This is a genomic window from Streptomyces sp. NPDC104831 (assembly GCF_055583025.1).
Window position 1 is genome coordinate 22,533 of the sequence record NZ_JBVJOT010000012.1, and the last position, 16,421, is coordinate 38,953.

The 16,421-nt window shown below is 74.6% G+C and carries 14 protein-coding genes; 11 read left to right on the forward strand and 3 right to left on the reverse strand.

Annotated features, from left to right (window positions below):
- The first annotated feature begins 139 nt into the window (after nt 1-139).
- Together ACZ63H_RS11135 and ACZ63H_RS11140 are read left to right on the forward strand one after the other, a co-directional pair.
- Complete coding sequence (locus ACZ63H_RS11135; RefSeq protein WP_469863669.1) at nt 140-1,654, forward strand: 3-hydroxyacyl-CoA dehydrogenase; 1,515 nt, start codon at nt 140-142, stop codon at nt 1,652-1,654.
- Nucleotides 1,651-2,238, forward strand: coding sequence for a TetR/AcrR family transcriptional regulator (locus tag ACZ63H_RS11140; protein ID WP_469863671.1), 588 nt, complete (start codon nt 1,651-1,653; stop codon nt 2,236-2,238). Before ACZ63H_RS11135 ends, ACZ63H_RS11140 begins: the two co-directional genes overlap by 4 nt.
- Nucleotides 2,239-2,240: 2 nt before the next feature.
- Here ACZ63H_RS11140 and ACZ63H_RS11145 read toward each other — a convergent pair whose 3' ends face one another.
- A complete protein-coding gene (locus ACZ63H_RS11145) occupies nt 2,241-2,741 on the reverse strand; it encodes an Lrp/AsnC family transcriptional regulator (protein ID WP_469863672.1) in 501 nt (166 codons plus the stop codon).
- Between the two features lie 174 nt (nt 2,742-2,915).
- Here ACZ63H_RS11145 and pdhA point away from each other — a divergent pair, with 174 nt between their 5' ends.
- From pdhA to ACZ63H_RS11180, 7 genes are all read left to right on the forward strand, one after another.
- The gene (gene pdhA / locus ACZ63H_RS11150) at nt 2,916-4,091 is read left to right on the forward strand and encodes a pyruvate dehydrogenase (acetyl-transferring) E1 component subunit alpha (protein WP_469863674.1); all 1,176 of its coding nucleotides are present in this window, start codon (nt 2,916-2,918) and stop codon (nt 4,089-4,091) included.
- Nucleotides 4,088-5,092, forward strand: a complete 1,005-nt coding sequence (locus ACZ63H_RS11155) for an alpha-ketoacid dehydrogenase subunit beta (protein ID WP_469863675.1) — start codon at nt 4,088-4,090, stop codon at nt 5,090-5,092. The genes pdhA and ACZ63H_RS11155 overlap by 4 nt, the downstream gene beginning before the upstream one ends.
- Nucleotides 5,092-6,423, forward strand: a complete 1,332-nt coding sequence (locus ACZ63H_RS11160; RefSeq protein ID WP_469863677.1) for a dihydrolipoamide acetyltransferase family protein — start codon at nt 5,092-5,094, stop codon at nt 6,421-6,423. Before ACZ63H_RS11155 ends, ACZ63H_RS11160 begins: the two co-directional genes overlap by 1 nt.
- Nucleotides 6,424-6,493: 70 nt before the next feature.
- Entirely contained in the window at nt 6,494-7,492 is a 999-nt protein-coding gene (locus ACZ63H_RS11165) for an NTP transferase domain-containing protein (protein WP_469863679.1), read from the forward strand.
- Nucleotides 7,489-8,913 carry a molybdopterin molybdotransferase MoeA gene (locus tag ACZ63H_RS11170; protein ID WP_469863680.1) on the forward strand — a complete coding sequence of 475 codons (1,425 nt, stop codon included), beginning with the start codon at nt 7,489-7,491 and terminating at the stop codon, nt 8,911-8,913. Before ACZ63H_RS11165 ends, ACZ63H_RS11170 begins: the two co-directional genes overlap by 4 nt.
- A complete protein-coding gene (locus ACZ63H_RS11175) occupies nt 8,910-10,007 on the forward strand; it encodes a potassium channel family protein (protein WP_469863681.1) in 1,098 nt (365 codons plus the stop codon). The genes ACZ63H_RS11170 and ACZ63H_RS11175 overlap by 4 nt, the downstream gene beginning before the upstream one ends.
- Nucleotides 10,008-10,036: 29 nt before the next feature.
- On the forward strand, nt 10,037-11,017 hold the full coding sequence (locus tag ACZ63H_RS11180) for an NAD(P)H-quinone oxidoreductase (protein ID WP_469863683.1): 981 nt from the start codon (nt 10,037-10,039) through the stop codon (nt 11,015-11,017).
- Between the two features lie 25 nt (nt 11,018-11,042).
- On the opposite strand, the gene ACZ63H_RS11185 is transcribed toward ACZ63H_RS11180, so the two are convergent.
- Nucleotides 11,043-11,909, reverse strand: a complete 867-nt coding sequence (locus ACZ63H_RS11185) for a hypothetical protein (RefSeq protein WP_469863684.1) — start codon at nt 11,907-11,909, stop codon at nt 11,043-11,045.
- Between the two features lie 173 nt (nt 11,910-12,082).
- On the opposite strand from ACZ63H_RS11185, the gene ACZ63H_RS11190 reads away from it, so the two are divergent.
- Nucleotides 12,083-12,622, forward strand: a complete 540-nt coding sequence (locus ACZ63H_RS11190) for a bacterial proteasome activator family protein (protein ID WP_469863686.1) — start codon at nt 12,083-12,085, stop codon at nt 12,620-12,622.
- 124 nt (nt 12,623-12,746) lie between these two features.
- On the opposite strand, the gene ACZ63H_RS11195 is transcribed toward ACZ63H_RS11190, so the two are convergent.
- Nucleotides 12,747-14,381 carry a protein kinase domain-containing protein gene (locus ACZ63H_RS11195; RefSeq protein ID WP_469863687.1) on the reverse strand — a complete coding sequence of 545 codons (1,635 nt, stop codon included), beginning with the start codon at nt 14,379-14,381 and terminating at the stop codon, nt 12,747-12,749.
- A 344-nt stretch (nt 14,382-14,725) separates the two neighbouring features.
- Between ACZ63H_RS11195 and ACZ63H_RS11200 the strand changes: the two genes are divergently transcribed.
- Nucleotides 14,726-16,375 carry a protein kinase domain-containing protein gene (locus ACZ63H_RS11200; protein WP_469863688.1) on the forward strand — a complete coding sequence of 550 codons (1,650 nt, stop codon included), beginning with the start codon at nt 14,726-14,728 and terminating at the stop codon, nt 16,373-16,375.
- Nucleotides 16,376-16,421 lie beyond the last annotated feature (46 nt).

Consider the following 16,421-nt stretch of genomic DNA (forward strand, 5'->3'; position numbering starts at 1 on the left):
CTCCTCGTCTGGAGAGTCTCTTCGTCGAGTCCGTGACCTGGGCAGCGGCTGCCCGTCAGAGCTAGAGTAACCGAACGATCGGTCGGGACAAGGGGGTCCGGCGCATCTGTGGAAAACGTCGTGCGGGAGGATCGCGCACATGACAGGACTCGACCTCAGCAGCCCCGTGGCCGTCGTCGGCACCGGCACCATGGGCCAGGGCATCGCCCAGGTCGCGCTGGTCGCCGGCCATCCCGTACGGCTGTACGACGCCGTTCCCGGGCGGGCCCGGGACGCGGCCGGAGCGATCGGCGCCCGGCTCGACCGGCTCGTGGACAAGGGCCGGCTCGCCGCCGGCGACCGGGACGCGGCCCGCGCCCGCCTCACGCCCGTGGACGGCCTCGCCGAGCTGGCCGGCTGCGGACTGGTCGTGGAGGCGGTCCTGGAGCGCCTGGACGTCAAGCAGCGGCTCTTCGGCGAGCTGGAGGACGTCGTCGCCGAGGACTGCCTGCTGGCCACCAACACCTCCTCGCTGTCGGTGACGGCGATCGGCGGCGCCCTGCGCCACCCGGGCCGCTTCGTCGGCCTGCACTTCTTCAACCCGGCGCCGCTGCTGCCCCTGGTGGAGGTGGTCTCCGGCTTCGCCACCGACGTCACGTCGGCCACGCGCGCGTACGAGACCGCTCGCGCCTGGGGCAAGACCCCGGTGGCCTGCGCCGACACCCCCGGCTTCATCGTCAACCGCATCGCCCGGCCCTTCTACGCCGAGGCGTTCGCCGTCTACGAGTCCCAGGCGGCCGACCCGGCGACCATCGACGCGGTCCTGCGCGAGTCGGGCGGCTTCAGGATGGGCGCGTTCGAGCTGACCGACCTGATCGGCCAGGACGTCAACGAGTCCGTCACCCACTCGGTGTGGCAGTCCTTCTTCCAGGACGTGCGCTTCACCCCCTCCCTGGCCCAGCGGCGCCTGGTGGAGTCCGGCCGGCTCGGCCGCAAGAGCGGACGCGGCTGGTACGACCACGCCGAAGGCGCCGAGCGGCCCGAGCCGCACACGGCCGACAAGGAGCGGCCGCCCGCCCACGTCGTCGCCGAGGGCGGCCTGGGCCCGGCGGCCGAGCTGCTCCCGCTGATCCGGGAGGCGGGCATCCAGGTCCGCGAGGAGGACGAGAACCAGGGCACCCGACTGGTGCTGCCCGGCGGCGGCGACCTGGTGCTGGCCGACGGCCAGACCTCCGCCGAGTTCGGCGACGTCGTCTACTTCGACCTCGCGCTGGACTACCGCAAGGCCACCCGGATCGCCCTGTCCGCCTCCAAGGACACCTCGCCGCGGACCCTCGCCGAGGCCACCGGGCTCTTCCAGGCGCTCGGCAAGGACGTCAGCGTCATCGGCGACGTCCCCGGCATGATCGTCGCGCGTACCGTCGCCCGGATCATCGACCTCGCCCACGACGCCGTCGCCAAGGGCGTGGCCACCGAGGAGGACATCGACACCGCGATGCGCCTCGGCGTCAGCTACCCGCTCGGCCCCTTCGAGTGGGACCGCAGGCTCGGGCGCGACTTCGCCTACGACATCCTGGACGAGATGCACGAGCGCGACCCTTGTGGGCGCTACGCGCCGTCCCTCGCGCTCTACCGGCACGCCTACGCCAACGACCGGCGGGAGAGCACCTCATGACCACCGCCCGACGCGACACCTACACCCCCGAGACGCTGCTCTCCGTCGCCGTGCGGGTCTTCAACGAGCGCGGCTACGACGGCACCTCCATGGAGCACCTGTCCAAGGCCGCCGGCATCTCCAAGTCGTCGATCTACCACCACGTCAGCGGCAAGGAGGAGCTGCTGCGCCGGGCCGTCAGCCGCGCCCTGGACGGGCTGTTCGCGATCCTGGAGGAGGAGCACGCGCGCGCGGGACGCGCCGCCGACCGGCTGGAGCACGTGGTGCGCCGCATGGTGGAGGTGCTCACCGCCGAGCTGCCCTACGTCACGCTGCTGCTGCGCGTGCGCGGCAACACCGAGACCGAGCGGTGGGCGCTGGAGCGGCGCCGCGACTTCGACCACCGGGTGGCCGGGCTGATGAGGGCGGCGGCGGACGAGGGGGACATACGCGGCGACGTGGAGGTGCGGCTGGCCACCCGGCTGGTCTTCGGGATGATCAACTCCATCGTGGAGTGGTACCGGCCGGACGTCCGCGGCGCCAGCGACCGGGACGTGGCCGACGCCGTCGTCCGGCTGGTCTTCTCGGGGCTGCGCCGAGGCTGACCTCAGCCGTCCGGCTCCAGGTCCTCCTCCTCGAACACCAGCAGCGTGCGGGTGCTGAGCACCTCGGGGATCGCCTGGAGCCGGGTCAGCACCAGCTCGCGCAGCGCCCGGTTGTCGGGCGTGTGCACCAGCAGCAGCACATCGAAGTCGCCGCCCACCAGGGCGATGTGGGAGGCGCCGGGCAGCCGGCGCAGCTGCTCGCGGACCGTGCGCCAGCTGTTCTGCACGATCTTCAGCGTGATGTAGGCGGACGTGCCGTGGCCCGCCCGCTCGTGGTCCACGCGGGCGCCGAACCCCCGGATCACCCCGTCCTCGACGAGCCGGTTGATCCGGGCGTAGGCGTTGGCGCGCGAGACGTGGACGCGCTCGGCGACGGAGCGTATCGAGGCGCGGCCGTCCGCCTGGAGGATCTTCAGGATGTCCTGGTCGACGGCGTCCAGCGGGCGTGGCGGCGGCAGCGCCCCGCCCTCCCGCGGCCCGTCGGCCATTTGTTCAGGCGCCATGTCCCCCCGCTTCCTCGCCGTGGACGTCCTGCGTTCATTCCAGGCTGTGCAGAACCGTTTGTCCACAGCCCGAGGGCGCCTGTAGCCAAAATGTGCCGACGACCGAACAATCGGTAGGTGAGACGGGTCACAGCCGACCCGTCTCCGTAGCCACTCCCACGAGGAGGTGCCGTCATGACGGTTCTGGAGCAGCGGGGCGCGTACCGGCCGTCGCCGCCGCCCGCCTGGCAGCCCCGTACGGACCCCGCGCCGCTGCTGCCCGACGCCGAGCCCCACCGCGTCCTCGGCACCGGCTCGGCCGCCAGGACCGACCCCGACCTGCTGCTGCGGCTCTACGCCCAGCTGGTGCGCGGGCGCCGCTACAACACGCAGGCCACCGCCCTGACCAAGCAGGGCCGGCTCGCCGTCTACCCGTCCAGCACCGGCCAAGAGGCCTGCCAGGTCGGCGCCGCCCTGGCCCTGGAGGAGCGCGACTGGCTCTTCCCGAGCTACCGCGACACGCTCGCCGTCATCGCCCGGGGCGTGGACCCCGTCGAGGCGCTCACCCTGCTGCGCGGCGACTGGCACGGCGGCTACGACCCCTACGCCCACCGGGTGGCCCCCCTCAGCACCCCGCTGGCCACCCAGCTGCCGCACGCCGTCGGCCTCGCCCACGCCGCCCGCCTCAAGGGGGACGACGTGGTGGCGCTCGCCATGGTCGGCGACGGCGGCACCAGCGAGGGCGACTTCCACGAGGCGCTGAACTTCGCCGCCGTCTGGCAGGCCCCGGTCGTCTTCCTGGTCCAGAACAACGGCTTCGCCATCTCCGTCCCGCTCGCCAAGCAGACCGCCGCGCCCTCCCTGGCCCACAAGGCCGTCGGATACGGCATGCCGGGCCGGCTGGTCGACGGCAACGACGCCGCGGCCGTGCACGAGGTCCTCGGCGAGGCCGTACGGCACGCCCGCGCGGGCGGCGGTCCCACCCTGGTGGAGGCCGTGACGTACCGCCTGGAGGCCCACACCAACGCCGACGACGCCACCCGCTACCGGGAGGACGCCGAGGTGGCGGCCTGGCGCGCGCACGACCCGGTCGAGCTGCTGGAACGCGAACTGACCGGACGCGGACTGCTGGACGAGGCCGGCATCGAGGCCGTCCGGCAGGACGCCGAGGCCATGGCCGCCTCCCTGCGGGAACGCATGAACCGGGACCCCGAGCCGGACCCCATGGACCTCTTCGACCACGTCTACGCCGAGATGACCCCCCAACTGCGCGAGCAGCGCGCCCTGCTGCGGGCCGAGCTGGAGGCCGGGCAGGAGCAGTCCGGCGGATTCGGCGAGGAGCCCGGCGCGCGGGAAGGCGGCGCCCGATGACCACCGTCGCCGTCAAGCCCGCCACCCTGGCCCAGGCGCTCACCCGCGCGATGCGCGACGCCATGGCCGACGACCCCGCCGTGCACGTCCTGGGCGAGGACGTCGGCACCCTCGGCGGCGTCTTCCGCGTCACCGACGGACTGGCCAAGGAGTTCGGCCAGGACCGCTGCACCGACACCCCGCTCGCCGAGGCCGGCATCCTCGGCACCGCCGTCGGCATGGCGATGTACGGCCTGCGCCCGGTCGTGGAGATGCAGTTCGACGCCTTCGCCTACCCGGCGTTCGAGCAACTGGTCAGCCACGTCTCCCGGATGCGCAACCGCACGCGCGGCCGGATGCCCCTGCCGATCACCGTCCGCGTCCCCTACGGCGGCGGCATCGGCGGCGTCGAGCACCACAGCGACTCGTCCGAGGCCTACTACATGGCCACCCCGGGCCTGCACGTCGTCACCCCGGCCACCGTCGCCGACGCCTACGGCCTGCTGCGCCAGGCCATCGCCTCCGACGACCCGGTGGTCTTCCTGGAGCCCAAGCGGCTCTACTGGTCGAAGGACTCCTGGAACCCCGAACGGCCCGAGGAGGTGGCGCCCCTCGGACGCGCGGTGGTGCGCCGCCCGGGCACCAGTGCCACGCTGATCACCTACGGCCCCTCGCTGCCGGTCTGCCTGGAGGCCGCCGACGCCGCCCGGGCCGAGGGCTGGGACCTGGAGGTGATCGACCTGCGCTCCCTGGTGCCGTTCGACGACGAGACGGTGTGCGCGGCCGTCCGGCGCACCGGCCGCGCGGTCGTCGTCCACGAGTCCACCGGGTTCGGCGGGCCGGGCGGAGAGATCGCGGCCCGCATCACCGAACGCTGCTTCCACCACCTGGAGGCCCCCGTGCTGCGCGTGGCCGGCTTCGACATCCCCTACCCGCCGCCCATGCTGGAGCGGCACCACCTGCCCGGCGTCGACCGCATCCTGGACGCCGTGGCCCGGCTGCAGTGGGAGGCGGGGAGCTGATGGCCCAGGTGCTGGAGTTCAAGCTGCCCGACCTCGGCGAAGGACTCACCGAGGCGGAGATCGTCCGCTGGCTCGTCCAGGTCGGCGACGTGGTCGCCGTCGACCAGCCGGTGGTCGAGGTGGAGACGGCCAAGGCGATGGTCGAGGTGCCCTGCCCCTACGGCGGCGTGGTCACCGCCCGCTTCGGCGAGGAGGGCACCGAACTGCCCGTCGGCGCCCCGCTGCTGACGGTCGCCGTCGGCGAACCGGAGGGCTCGGGCAACGTCCTGGTGGGCTACGGCACCCAGCCACCGGCGGCCCGCCGCCGTCGGGTCCGGGCGGGCACGGCCACCGCCGACGGACGGCCCCGGCACACCGCGGCCGCCGAGACGGCGCCCCACGCGCGCGTGGCCGCGCCGAAGACGGCACCGGCGTCCCCGCCCGTCGAGGGGCCGGTCCCCGTGATCTCCCCGCTGGTGCGCAAGCTCGCCCGGGACAACGGCGTCGACCTGCGGCACCTGACCGGCTCCGGCCCGGACGGCCTCATCCTGCGCGCGGACGTCGAGGACGCCCTGCGCACCCGGGCCGCCGGCCGGGCGGTGCCGGTTTCCGCGGGGAGCGAACCGGCCGCATCGGCCGCCGCGGCGGTTCCCGGCGGCGAGGACGGGGTGCGGATCCCGCTCAAGGGCGTCCGCGGCACCGTGGCCGACAAGCTCGCCCGCAGCCGCCGGGAGATCCCGGACGCCACCTGCTGGGTCGACGCCGACGCGACCGGACTCATGCGGGCCCGCGCCGCGATGAACGCGGCCGGCGGCCCGAGGATCTCCCTCCTCGCGCTGCTCGCCCGGATCTGCACCGCCGCGCTGGCCCGGTTCCCCGAGCTGAACTCCTTCGTCGACACCGGGGCCCGCGAGATCGTCCGGCTCGACCGCGTCCACCTCGGGTTCGCCGCCCAGACCGACCGCGGGCTGGTCGTGCCGGTCGTCCGGGACGCCCACACCCGCGACGCCGAGTCCCTGACCGCCGAGTTCGCCCGGCTCACCGAGGCCGCCCGCACCGGCACGCTGACCCCCGGGGAACTCACCGGCGGCACCTTCACGCTGAACAACTACGGCGTCTTCGGCGTCGACGGCTCCACCCCGATCGTCAACCACCCCGAGGCGGCCATGCTCGGCGTCGGCCGCATCGTGCCCAAACCGTGGGTGCACGAGGGCGAGCTGGCCGTCCGGCAGGTCGTGCAGCTCTCGCTCACCTTCGACCACCGGGTGTGCGACGGCGGCACGGCGGGCGGCTTCCTGCGGTACGTGGCGGACTGCGTGGAGCAGCCGGCGGTGCTGCTGCGCACCCTGTGAGGGACGAGCGTGCGCATCCCGTGACCCCCGCCCGGCCCGGACGGAGGGGTCGACGGGACATACTCGTGGGGTGACCGACGCCGCACCCGCCGCACCCGGGACACCCGCCCCGTACGACGCCGTCGTCCTGGCCGGCGGGTCCGCCCGGCGGCTCGGCGGGGCCGACAAGCCCGGCGTCCGGGTCGGCGGCCGGGCCCTGCTCGACCGGGTGCTCGCGGCCTGCGCCGACGCCCGGACGACCGTCGTCGTGGCCGCGCCCCGGCCCACCGCCCGCCCGGTGCGCTGGACCCGCGAGGAACCGCCCGGCGGCGGCCCGCTCGCCGCGCTGGCGGCCGGACTGCGGCACACCACCGCCGACCGCACCATCGCCGGGCGCACCGAGCACACCCCCGCCGACCGTGGCACCGTCGAGCGCACCACCGCCGACCGCACCGTCGCCGAGTACACCGCCGTCCTCTCCGCCGACCTGCCCTTTCTCCGGCCGGCCACGATCGGGCGGCTGCTGACGGCCCTTCGGGGCACCGGCGCCGACGGCGCGCTCCTCACCGACGCCGACGGCCGCGACCAGCCGCTCGTGGCCGTCTACCGCACCGCCGCCCTGCGCCGCGAGCTGGCCGCCCTCGCCGCCGCCCACGACGGGCTCACCGGGCTGCCCCTGCGCCGGCTGACCGGCGCCCTCCGCCTCACCCGAGTCCCGGACCCGCTCGCGTCCTTCGACTGCGACACCTGGGACGACATCGCCGACGCCAGGGCACGCATCAGGGAGCATGGGCACGTGTTGGATGAATGGATCTCCGCAGTCAAGGACGAGTTGGGCATCGACCTGGACGTCGACACCGGCGTCCTGCTCGACCTGGCCCGGGACGCCGCCCACGGCGTGGCCCGCCCGGCCGCCCCGCTGACCACCTTCCTCGTCGGCTATGCCGCGGCCCGGGGCGCGGGCGACCCCGAGGCCGTCGCCGAAGCCGCCCGCCGGGCCGCCGCGCTGGCCCTGCGGTGGCAGGAGGAGAACGACGGGGACGGCAAGAGCGCGAGCGGCGGGGGCCCGAGCGCCCCGGACGCCGGATGACCGCCCCCGGCACCCGGGCCGGGACGCCCGCCGGCGCCGCCGGCGCCGACGACCTCGACGTCGAGGAGGCCCTGGCGCTGGTGAGGGAACCCCACAGGGAGCCCGGGGACGACGGCCCGGCAGGCGGCCCGCCCGCGGATCCGTCCGCGCGGCGGCCCGGCGGGCCCGCCGATCGGCACACGTCCACCCCCTGGCCCCGCGCCCGCGAGATCGCCGCCCGCGCCGCCCGCACCGCGCGCGCCCACGGCCGGGACGACCCGGCGGGCACCCCGGCCGGGTCCCGGCGCGGCCCCGTCTCCGCGGCCCTCGGCGACGCCCTCGGGCTGGTCCTGGCCGCCCCCCTGGACGCCCTCGCCGACCTGCCCTCCTTCGACACCTCGGCGATGGACGGCTGGGCGGTCGCCGGCCCCGGCCCCTGGCAGGTACGGGAGGAGGGCGTCCTCGCCGGGCACGCCCAGCCGGAGCCGCTCACCGACGGCGAGGCGGTCCGCATCGCCACCGGCGCCCGCGTTCCCGCCGACACCACCGCCGTCCTGCGCACGGAGCACGGCCGGACCGACGCCCAGGGACGGCTGCACCCCACCCGCGAGATGTTCCACGGCCAGGACATCCGCCCCCGGGGCCAGGAGTGCCGCACCGGTGACCAGTTGCTGCCCGTCGGCACCCTCGTCACCCCCGCCGTCCTGGGCCTCGCCGCGGCGGCCGGCTACGACACGGTCACCGTCGTCCCCCGCCCCCGCGCCGAACTGCTGATCCTCGGCGACGAATTGCTGAGCGAGGGCCTGCCGCACGACGGGCTGATCAGGGACGCCCTCGGCCCCATGCTGCCGTCCTGGCTGCGCGCGCTCGGCGCCGACGTCGTCGCCGTGCGCCGGATCGGCGACGACGCCCGGGCGCTACGCAAGGCGGTCACCGGCTCCCGGGCCGACCTCGTCGTCACCACGGGCGGCACCGCCGCCGGACCCGTCGACCACGTCCACCCGGTCCTGGAACGCATCGGCGCCGAACTCCTCGTCGACGGCGTCAAGGTGCGTCCCGGCCACCCCATGCTGCTGGCCCGCACCAAGGACCACCAGCACCTCGTCGGCCTGCCCGGCAACCCGCTCGCGGCCGTCTCCGGCCTGCTCACGCTCGCCGAGCCGCTGCTGCGGACCCTCGCCGCCCGTCCCGCGCCCGAGCCGTACACCCTGCCCCTGAGGGAGGCGGTGCAGGGGCACCCGTACGACACCCGGCTCATCCCCGTGGTGCTGCGCGGGGACCACGCCGTGCCGCTGCGCTACAACGGTCCGGCGATGCTCCGCGGCATCGCCGCCGCCGACGCGCTGGCCGTCGTGCCGCCGGGCGGGGCCCGGCAGGGCGAGGAGGCGGAACTGCTGGACCTGCCATGGGCGACCGCCGGAATCGGGGTGTGTTTCACGTGAAACTTCCGGGCCACGACGCCATCGCCCGCCAAGCGGACGAGCATCTGGTGACCCATCGGGTGCAACTGCCGAGGAAAGTGGTGGAGCGCCCGGTCCGCCAGGTCGTCAAGCGACTGGTCATGGCCCTGGTGGTGCTGGTGGCCACCGCGCTGATCGTCTACTTCGACCGCGACGGCTACCACGACAACGCCGACGGCTCCGTCGACCTCCTCGACGCCTTCTACTACGCGACCGTGACCCTCTCCACCACGGGGTACGGCGACGTCACCCCGGTCGGCGACGGGGCCCGGCTCGCCAACATCCTGCTCATCACGCCCCTGCGCGTGCTGTTCCTGATCATTCTGGTCGGCACCACGCTGGAGGTCCTCACCGAACGCACCCGTGAGGAATGGCGCCTGAACCGCTGGAGGTCCACCTTGCGCGATCACACCGTCGTCATCGGCTTCGGCACGAAGGGGCGGTCGGCCGTCCAGACCGTCTGCGCGACCGGGCTGAAGAGGGAGCAGGTCGTCGTGGTCGACCCCAGCTCCAAGGCGATCGACGCCGCGAACGCCGAGGGCTACGCCGGGGTCATAGGCGACGCCACCCGCAGCGACGTGCTCAAGCGCGCCGAGGTGCACAAGGCCCGGCAGATCATCGTCGCCCCGCAGCGCGACGACACCGCCGTCCTCGTCACCCTGACCGCCCGCCAGCTCAACCGCGGCGCCAAGATCGTGGCCGCCGTCCGCGAGGAGGAGAACGCCCCGCTGCTGCGCCAGTCCGGCGCCGACGCCGTCATCACCAGCTCCGGCGCGGCCGGCCGGCTGCTCGGCCTGTCGGTGCTGAGCCCGGCCGCCGGCATGGTGATGGAGGACCTGATCCAGCAGGGCAGCGGGCTGGACCTCGTGGAGCGGCCGGTGGTGCGCGCCGAGGTGGGCAAGACGCCGCGCGAGACGGACGACCTGGTGCTGAGCGTCGTCCGCGGCCACCGGGTGCTCGGCTACGACGATCCGTCCGTCGGCACCCTCCAGCCGACGGACCGGCTCATCGCCATCGTCCGGGCCACCCCGGGCAGCCAGGTCACCCCGGACACCCGCCCCCTGCCGCACGGCTGACGGGGCCGGTGGGGAGTAGCGTCACCCGCATGCATGCGATCACGATTCCCGAACCCGGTGGTCCCGAGGCGCTGGTGTGGGCGGAGGTCCCCGATCCGGTGCCCGGCGAGGGCGAGGTGCTGGTCGAGGTGGCGGCCAGCGCCGTCAACCGCGCCGACATCCTCCAGCGCCAGGGCGCCTACTCCCCTCCGCCCGGTGCCTCCCCCTACCCCGGCCTGGAGTGCTCCGGCCGGATCGCCGCGCTCGGCCCCGGCGTCTCCGGCTGGGCCGTCGGCGACGAGGTGTGCGCGCTCCTCGCGGGCGGCGGCTACGCCGAGAAGACCGTCGTACCGGCCGGGCAGCTGCTGCCGGTGCCCGAGGGCCTCTCCCTCCGGCAGGCGGCGGCGCTGCCCGAGGTGGTCTGCACCGTCTGGTCCAACGTGTTCATGGTCGCCCATCTGCGTCCGGGGGAGACGCTGCTGGTGCACGGCGGCTCCAGCGGCATCGGCACCATGGCGATCCAGCTCGCCAAGGCCGTCGGCGCCAGGGTCGCGGTGACCGCCGGCACGCGGGAGAAGCTGGACCGCTGCGCCGAGCTGGGCGCGGACGTGCTCGTCAACTACCGCGAGCAGGACTTCGTCGCCGAGATCAAGCAGGCCACCGACGGCGCGGGTGCCGACGTCATCCTGGACAACATGGGGGCCAAGTACCTGGACCGCAACGTCCAGGCCCTCGCCGTCAACGGACGCCTGGCCATCATCGGCATGCAGGGCGGCGTGAAGGGCGAGCTGAACATCGGCGCGCTGCTGAACAAGCGGGGCGCCATCAGCGCGACCTCGCTGCGCGGCCGTCCGCTGGAGGAGAAGGCGGCCATCGTCGCCGCCGTGCGCGAGCACGTGTGGCCGCTGCTCGCCGACGGGCACGTCCGGCCGGTCGTGGACCGGGAGGTGCCGATGCCGGAGGCGGCCGAGGCACACCGGCTGGTGGAGGACAGCGGTCACATCGGCAAGGTGCTGCTGGTCGCGCCGTAGCGGCCGCCGCCCCCGCGCGGTTCGCTCAGGTCCTGCGCAGTCTCAGGCCCAGCAGGGCCAGGCCGAGACCCAGCCCGATGAGCACGAGCCCGCTGCCCAGCGGCAGGATCCGCAGCATCGGCTCCGCGGCGGCCTCGCTCCGCGGGGCCGCCTGCCGGGCGCCGGTACGCGGCGCGGGCGGGGCGGAGCCGGGACCGGCCTCCTCGGGCGGCTCCCCGGAGACGGTGGGCACGTCCGTGGTCTCCGGCTCCGCCGGCTGGACGGCCGGGGTGGCGGTGGCGGAGCCGTCCTCGTCCTCCGCCTCGGCCGGGGGTCCGTCCGGCCGGCCCGGACGCATCCTCCCCTCCCCGGGCCTGCTGCCCGCCCGGGTGGGCTCGGTCCAGGCGAGGGAGCGATAGGGGTGGACCGACGCCGACGCGGAGCCGGTCGGCGGGGGAACGGGGGCGGCCGAGCCCTCCTGCGCGAGCCCGGCGGACGGGGAAGGCCCCCGGCCCGGCCGGTCGTGGTCCGGGCGGTCCCGTTCCGGAGGACGGTCCCGGTCCGGATGGTCCCCGTCCGGACGGTCCCGGCCCGGATGCTCGCCCTCGTGACGCTCCCCCTCCCGGGCGCCGTGCCCCGCGTCCGGGGGGCCGCTGTGCGGACGGGCCGCGGCGGAACGGGTCCCGGCCGAGTGGACCGGGGGGTGGCCCGGCAGCGACCGCCCCGGCGGCGCGTCCCGCACGGGTTCCGGCCGCTGCTCGCCGTGGTGCGCGGACGTGGCGGGGCCGGGCTCGGCGGTGTGCGCGGGCGGGCTGCCGTACACGACGGCGATGCCGTACCACGGCAGCGCCGCCGCCGTGAGCACGGCCGGCAGCCGCAGACAGCGGAGCGTGAGTCGCAGGCGTGGAGTCACGTCGGTGACCTCCCGGAGCCCAGGTGTCGTGACCGATGGATAACCGACGGGAACAGCCTCACATCCGATCCCGGAGAGGGCATGCCGGATTGGGCCGATGGGTCGAATCGGCCGAACGGCGCCACGAGGGGGCGCCACGGTGCCCGGGTGGGGGCGTGCGAGAGAATGACGGCATGGAGATGCCGAGGAACGAACGGTCGCCGGAGAATCCCCAGATCCTCGTCGTGGGTCAGGACGGGATGGCACTCGGCGGCGGGGACGAGGACTCCCGCGAGACCCCGGTGACGGAGCAGGTGGAGCAACCGGCCAAGGTCATGCGGATCGGCAGCATGATCAAGCAGCTGCTGGAGGAGGTGCGGGCGGCTCCCCTCGACGAGGCCAGCCGGGTGCGGCTGAAGGAGATCCACGCCAGTTCCGTGAAGGAGCTGGAGGACGGCCTGGCCCCCCAGCTGGTCGAGGAGCTGGAGCGGCTCTCCCTGCCGTTCACCGACGACGCCACCCCGAGCGACGCGGAACTGCGGATCGCGCAGGCGCAGTTGGTGGGCTGGCTGGAGGGCCTCTTCCACGGGATCCAGACGACGCTGTTCGCCCAGCAGATGGCCGCGCGGGCCCAGCTGGAGCAGATGCGCCGCGCGCTCCCGCCCGGCGTCGCCGGTCCCGAGGGCGGCGACGAGCACCACGCGGGCGGCCGTTCGGGCGGCCCGTACCTGTAATCCGCGCCCGAAGCGCTCACCCGACCCGACTACGGCACGAACGGGCCCGGCGGACGACCGCCGGGCCCCTGTCGTGTCCGGTGGCCGCGGGGCGGGCGCGCGAGGGCCGCGCCCCGGCCGCCGGTCACTGCGGGGGATTGCCCGTGGACACGTTCAGCTGGATGGTGCCCACATCGTCCGGGTCGACGTCGGCGCCCTGCACGGGGAACTGCTTCAGGACCGTGCCCTCGCCCCAGGTGTTGTCGTCCTCGCGGCCGATCTTCCACTTCCAGCCCGCGGCCTGGAGGCACTGCTTCACGGAGGCGATGTCCTTGTACCGGAAGTCGGGCAGCTCGATCTTGTCCGAGTCGCGCCAGGACTCCTGCGGGTCGGTGCACGCGCTCTTGTCGATCCGCCGCGTGGGGTCCGGCCCGCGGTAGCCCGCCCGGTGGGACGCGGACGCCGAGGCACCGGTGCCCCCGGCCTCGGCGTCGCCGCCGTTGCGCAGCGTCAGCGCGACGACCACCCCGGCGACCACGATGGCCGCCACCGCGACCGAGGTGACGACCACCGGCCGCCTGCCGCGCCCCGGCCCGGCGGACGGCCGGCTCTGCCGGGGCGGCTGGGGCGACATGGTGTACGGCGGCGGGGTCGGGGCGGTGCCCTGCGGGCCGTAGACGGCGGGCGGGTTCTGGTAGCCGCCCTGCGACGGGTAGCCGTAGGCCGGGGCGGGGGCCGGGTGGCCGTACGGGCTGGGCGGCGGGGCCGGCTGGTACGGCGTCCGGACCTGCCCGTGCGGGGCGGGGGCCGCCTGGTCGACCGGCGGGAACACCGCGGAGCCGACGCCCGAACCGCTCTGCCGCGGCCCGGCGTCCGGCACGATGTTCGGCGGCGCCGCCTGCAGGGAGGCCGCGACGCGCAGGCACTCGTCGCGCATGGCCTCGGCGGTCGGGAAGCGTTCGTTCGGGTTCTTCTTCAGCGCGCGGGCCACCAGCGCGTCCACGGCGGGCGGCAGCGACCGGTTGACCGAGGAGGGCGCCACCGGCTCGTCCTGCACGTGCGCGTACGCGATCGCCAGCGGCGAGTCCGCGTCGAACGGCAGCCGCCCGGTGACCAGCTGGAAGAGCATGATGCCGACCGAGTACAGGTCGGAGCGGGCGTCCACGCCACGGCCCAGGGCCTGCTCGGGCGAGAGGTACTGCGGGGTGCCCACGACCATGCCGGTCTGGGTCATCGAGGTGACGCCGGACTGCATGGCGCGGGCGATGCCGAAGTCCATGACCTTGACCACACCGCGCTTGGTCGTCATCACGTTGCCCGGCTTGATGTCGCGGTGGACCAGCCCCATCTCGTGGCTGATCTCCAGGGCGGCGAGCACGTCGGCGGTGACCTTCAGCGCCTTGTCGGCGGGCATCGCGCCGTACTGCCGGACGTCCTCCTCCAGGACCGAGCCCAGCGGCCGGCCCTCGACGTACTCCATGACGATGTACGGCGTGGCCATGCCGTCCAGCTCGTCCTCGCCGGTGTCGAAGACGGAGACGATGTTGGTGTGCGTGAGCTTGGCCACGGCCTGCGCCTCGCGGCGGAAGCGCTCGCGGAACGCCGGTTCCCGGCCGAGTTCGGTGTGCAGGGTCTTGATCGCGACCGGACGGTCCAGCACCGTGTCGTGCGCCAGGTGCACCGAGGCCATGCCGCCCTCGCCGAGCAGGTCGCGCAGCTGGTAGCGGCCCTGGGCCAGGGCCTGCCCCGCGTACCGGCCCCGTGCGCCGTGCTGGCTCATCTCTCCGCGTCCCCCAGTGGCCGTCCGGCGCCGTGATCCAGCGGACAGGCCTTGATCGAATGTCTCATTCCCGGCCAAGTCTGCCCGAGGGCACCGGCACGTCAAGCTCGGTGCCCGTTCCGTGACCGTACGCGCAAGAAGCGTCGCGCAAGCGTTACAGGGGACGTACGACCAGCACACGGAATTTGCACGACAGCGCGTGCTGGGGGTTTCATGACCGGTCCCGTCTCGGGTCCGTCCCGGTCGCGGTTCCGGACCGGCGGCCCCCACGAAGGCTGTAGCGTGGCCGACGGAGACCGTAACAACACCGCGCGCACCGCGGGCAGAAACGACGGCGAGGACTGATGGCACAGACGCAGCGCTCTCAGGGCCCGTCCGACCCCGAGGCGACTGGCGGCGGCATGTCGGACGCGCCGGAGCTGTGGGGCAACGGCGGGCTCGTCGGAGACGGCCGGTACCGGCTCACGCACCGCCTCGGCCGGGGCGGCATGGCCGAGGTGTTCGCCGCCGAGGACGTCCGCCTGGGCCGCACCGTCGCGGTCAAGCTGCTCCGCGCGGACCTGGCCGAGGACCCGGTCTCCAAGGCACGCTTCACCCGCGAGGCACAGTCCGTCGCGGGCCTCAACCACCACGCGATCGTCGCCGTGTACGACTCCGGCGAGGACACGGTGGGCGGTCAGGCCGTGCCGTACATCGTCATGGAGCTGGTCGAGGGCCGCACGATCCGCGACCTGCTGCTGAACGCCGAGGCGCCGGGCCCCGAGCAGGCCCTGATCATCGTCTCGGGGGTGCTGGAGGCGCTCGCCTACTCGCACCAGCACGGCATCGTGCACCGTGACATCAAGCCGGCGAACGTCATCATCACCCACAGCGGCGCCGTCAAGGTGATGGACTTCGGCATCGCCCGCGCCCTGCACGGCGCGTCCACGACGATGACCCAGACCGGCATGGTCATGGGCACCCCGCAGTACCTCTCCCCGGAGCAGGCGCTCGGCAAGGCCGTCGACCACCGCTCCGACCTGTACGCCACCGGCTGCCTGCTGTACGAACTGCTCGCGCTGCGGCCCCCCTTCACCGGCGAGACCCCGCTCTCCGTGGTCTACCAGCACGTCCAGGACATCCCGGTGCCGCCGTCGCAGGTCACCGACGGCACCTGCCCGCCGGAGCTGGACGGCCTGGTGATGCGTTCCCTCGCCAAGGAGCCCGACGACCGGTTCCAGACGGCCGAGGAGATGCGCGGCCTGGTCCAGTACGGCCTGCAGATGCTGTACGAGCAGGGCGCCCACACCGGCACCTGGAACACCGGCCCGGTGGAGGCGCACGACGGCCGGCACACCCCGTCGGCCGGCTTCGCGGGGACGACCGTCATGCCGCACCCGGTGGACGCGGGCGGCACCGCGCAGATCCCGCAGCCGATCCTGCCCACGGGCTACGGCAGCGGCGACGACGGCGGCTTCGAGGGGCACGGCAACAAGGGCGGCGGCCGCGGCAAGCTGTGGATCCTGGCCGTCCTCGCGGTCATCGCGATCTCGGCGGGCGTGGCGCTGGCGCTGCACAACACGGGCGGCGGCGACGGCGGCAAGGGCACCGACACCAAGCCGACGACGACGCACTCCAAGGACACGAAGAAGAAGTCGCCCTCCCCGACCCCGAGCGAGGAGGACACCGAGGACTCGCCGGACGTCTCCACGAACACCGATGGCTCGAACAGCACCGGCGGCGGTGGCGGTTCCGGCTGGCCGCCGGCCACCACGCCGTCGTACCCCCGGTCGCACACGGCCTCCTCCACCCCGAGCACCCAGCCGTCGAGCCCGCAGACCACCCAGTCGCAGCCGACGGACCCGGTGAACGGCGGCACCGACGCGGGGACCGGGGACGGCGGCACGGACGCCGGTACGGCCGACGGCGGCACCTCCGAGGGGACCACGACCGACGGCGGCACCTCGGAGGGGACCACGACCGACGGCGGCACCACCGGTGAGACCACCGGTTGAAGCGAGCCCGCGGAGACCGGCCCGGCGACCCCCTGAGGTGACGCCG

Bases quoted from the DNA above. Each gene is read 5' to 3' on its own strand.
- ACZ63H_RS11135 (WP_469863669.1), top strand. From the start codon at position 140: ATGACAGGACTCGACCTCAGCAGCCCCGTGGCCGTCGTCGGCACCGGC.
- ACZ63H_RS11140 (WP_469863671.1), top strand. From the start codon at position 1,651: ATGACCACCGCCCGACGCGACACCTACACCCCCGAGACGCTGCTCTCC.
- ACZ63H_RS11145 (WP_469863672.1), bottom strand. From the start codon at position 2,741: ATGGCGCCTGAACAAATGGCCGACGGGCCGCGGGAGGGCGGGGCGCTG.
- pdhA (WP_469863674.1), top strand. From the start codon at position 2,916: ATGACGGTTCTGGAGCAGCGGGGCGCGTACCGGCCGTCGCCGCCGCCC.
- ACZ63H_RS11155 (WP_469863675.1), top strand. From the start codon at position 4,088: ATGACCACCGTCGCCGTCAAGCCCGCCACCCTGGCCCAGGCGCTCACC.
- ACZ63H_RS11160 (WP_469863677.1), top strand. From the start codon at position 5,092: ATGGCCCAGGTGCTGGAGTTCAAGCTGCCCGACCTCGGCGAAGGACTC.
- ACZ63H_RS11170 (WP_469863680.1), top strand. From the start codon at position 7,489: ATGACCGCCCCCGGCACCCGGGCCGGGACGCCCGCCGGCGCCGCCGGC.
- ACZ63H_RS11180 (WP_469863683.1), top strand. From the start codon at position 10,037: ATGCATGCGATCACGATTCCCGAACCCGGTGGTCCCGAGGCGCTGGTG.
- ACZ63H_RS11190 (WP_469863686.1), top strand. From the start codon at position 12,083: ATGGAGATGCCGAGGAACGAACGGTCGCCGGAGAATCCCCAGATCCTC.
- ACZ63H_RS11195 (WP_469863687.1), bottom strand. From the start codon at position 14,381: ATGAGCCAGCACGGCGCACGGGGCCGGTACGCGGGGCAGGCCCTGGCC.
- ACZ63H_RS11200 (WP_469863688.1), top strand. From the start codon at position 14,726: ATGGCACAGACGCAGCGCTCTCAGGGCCCGTCCGACCCCGAGGCGACT.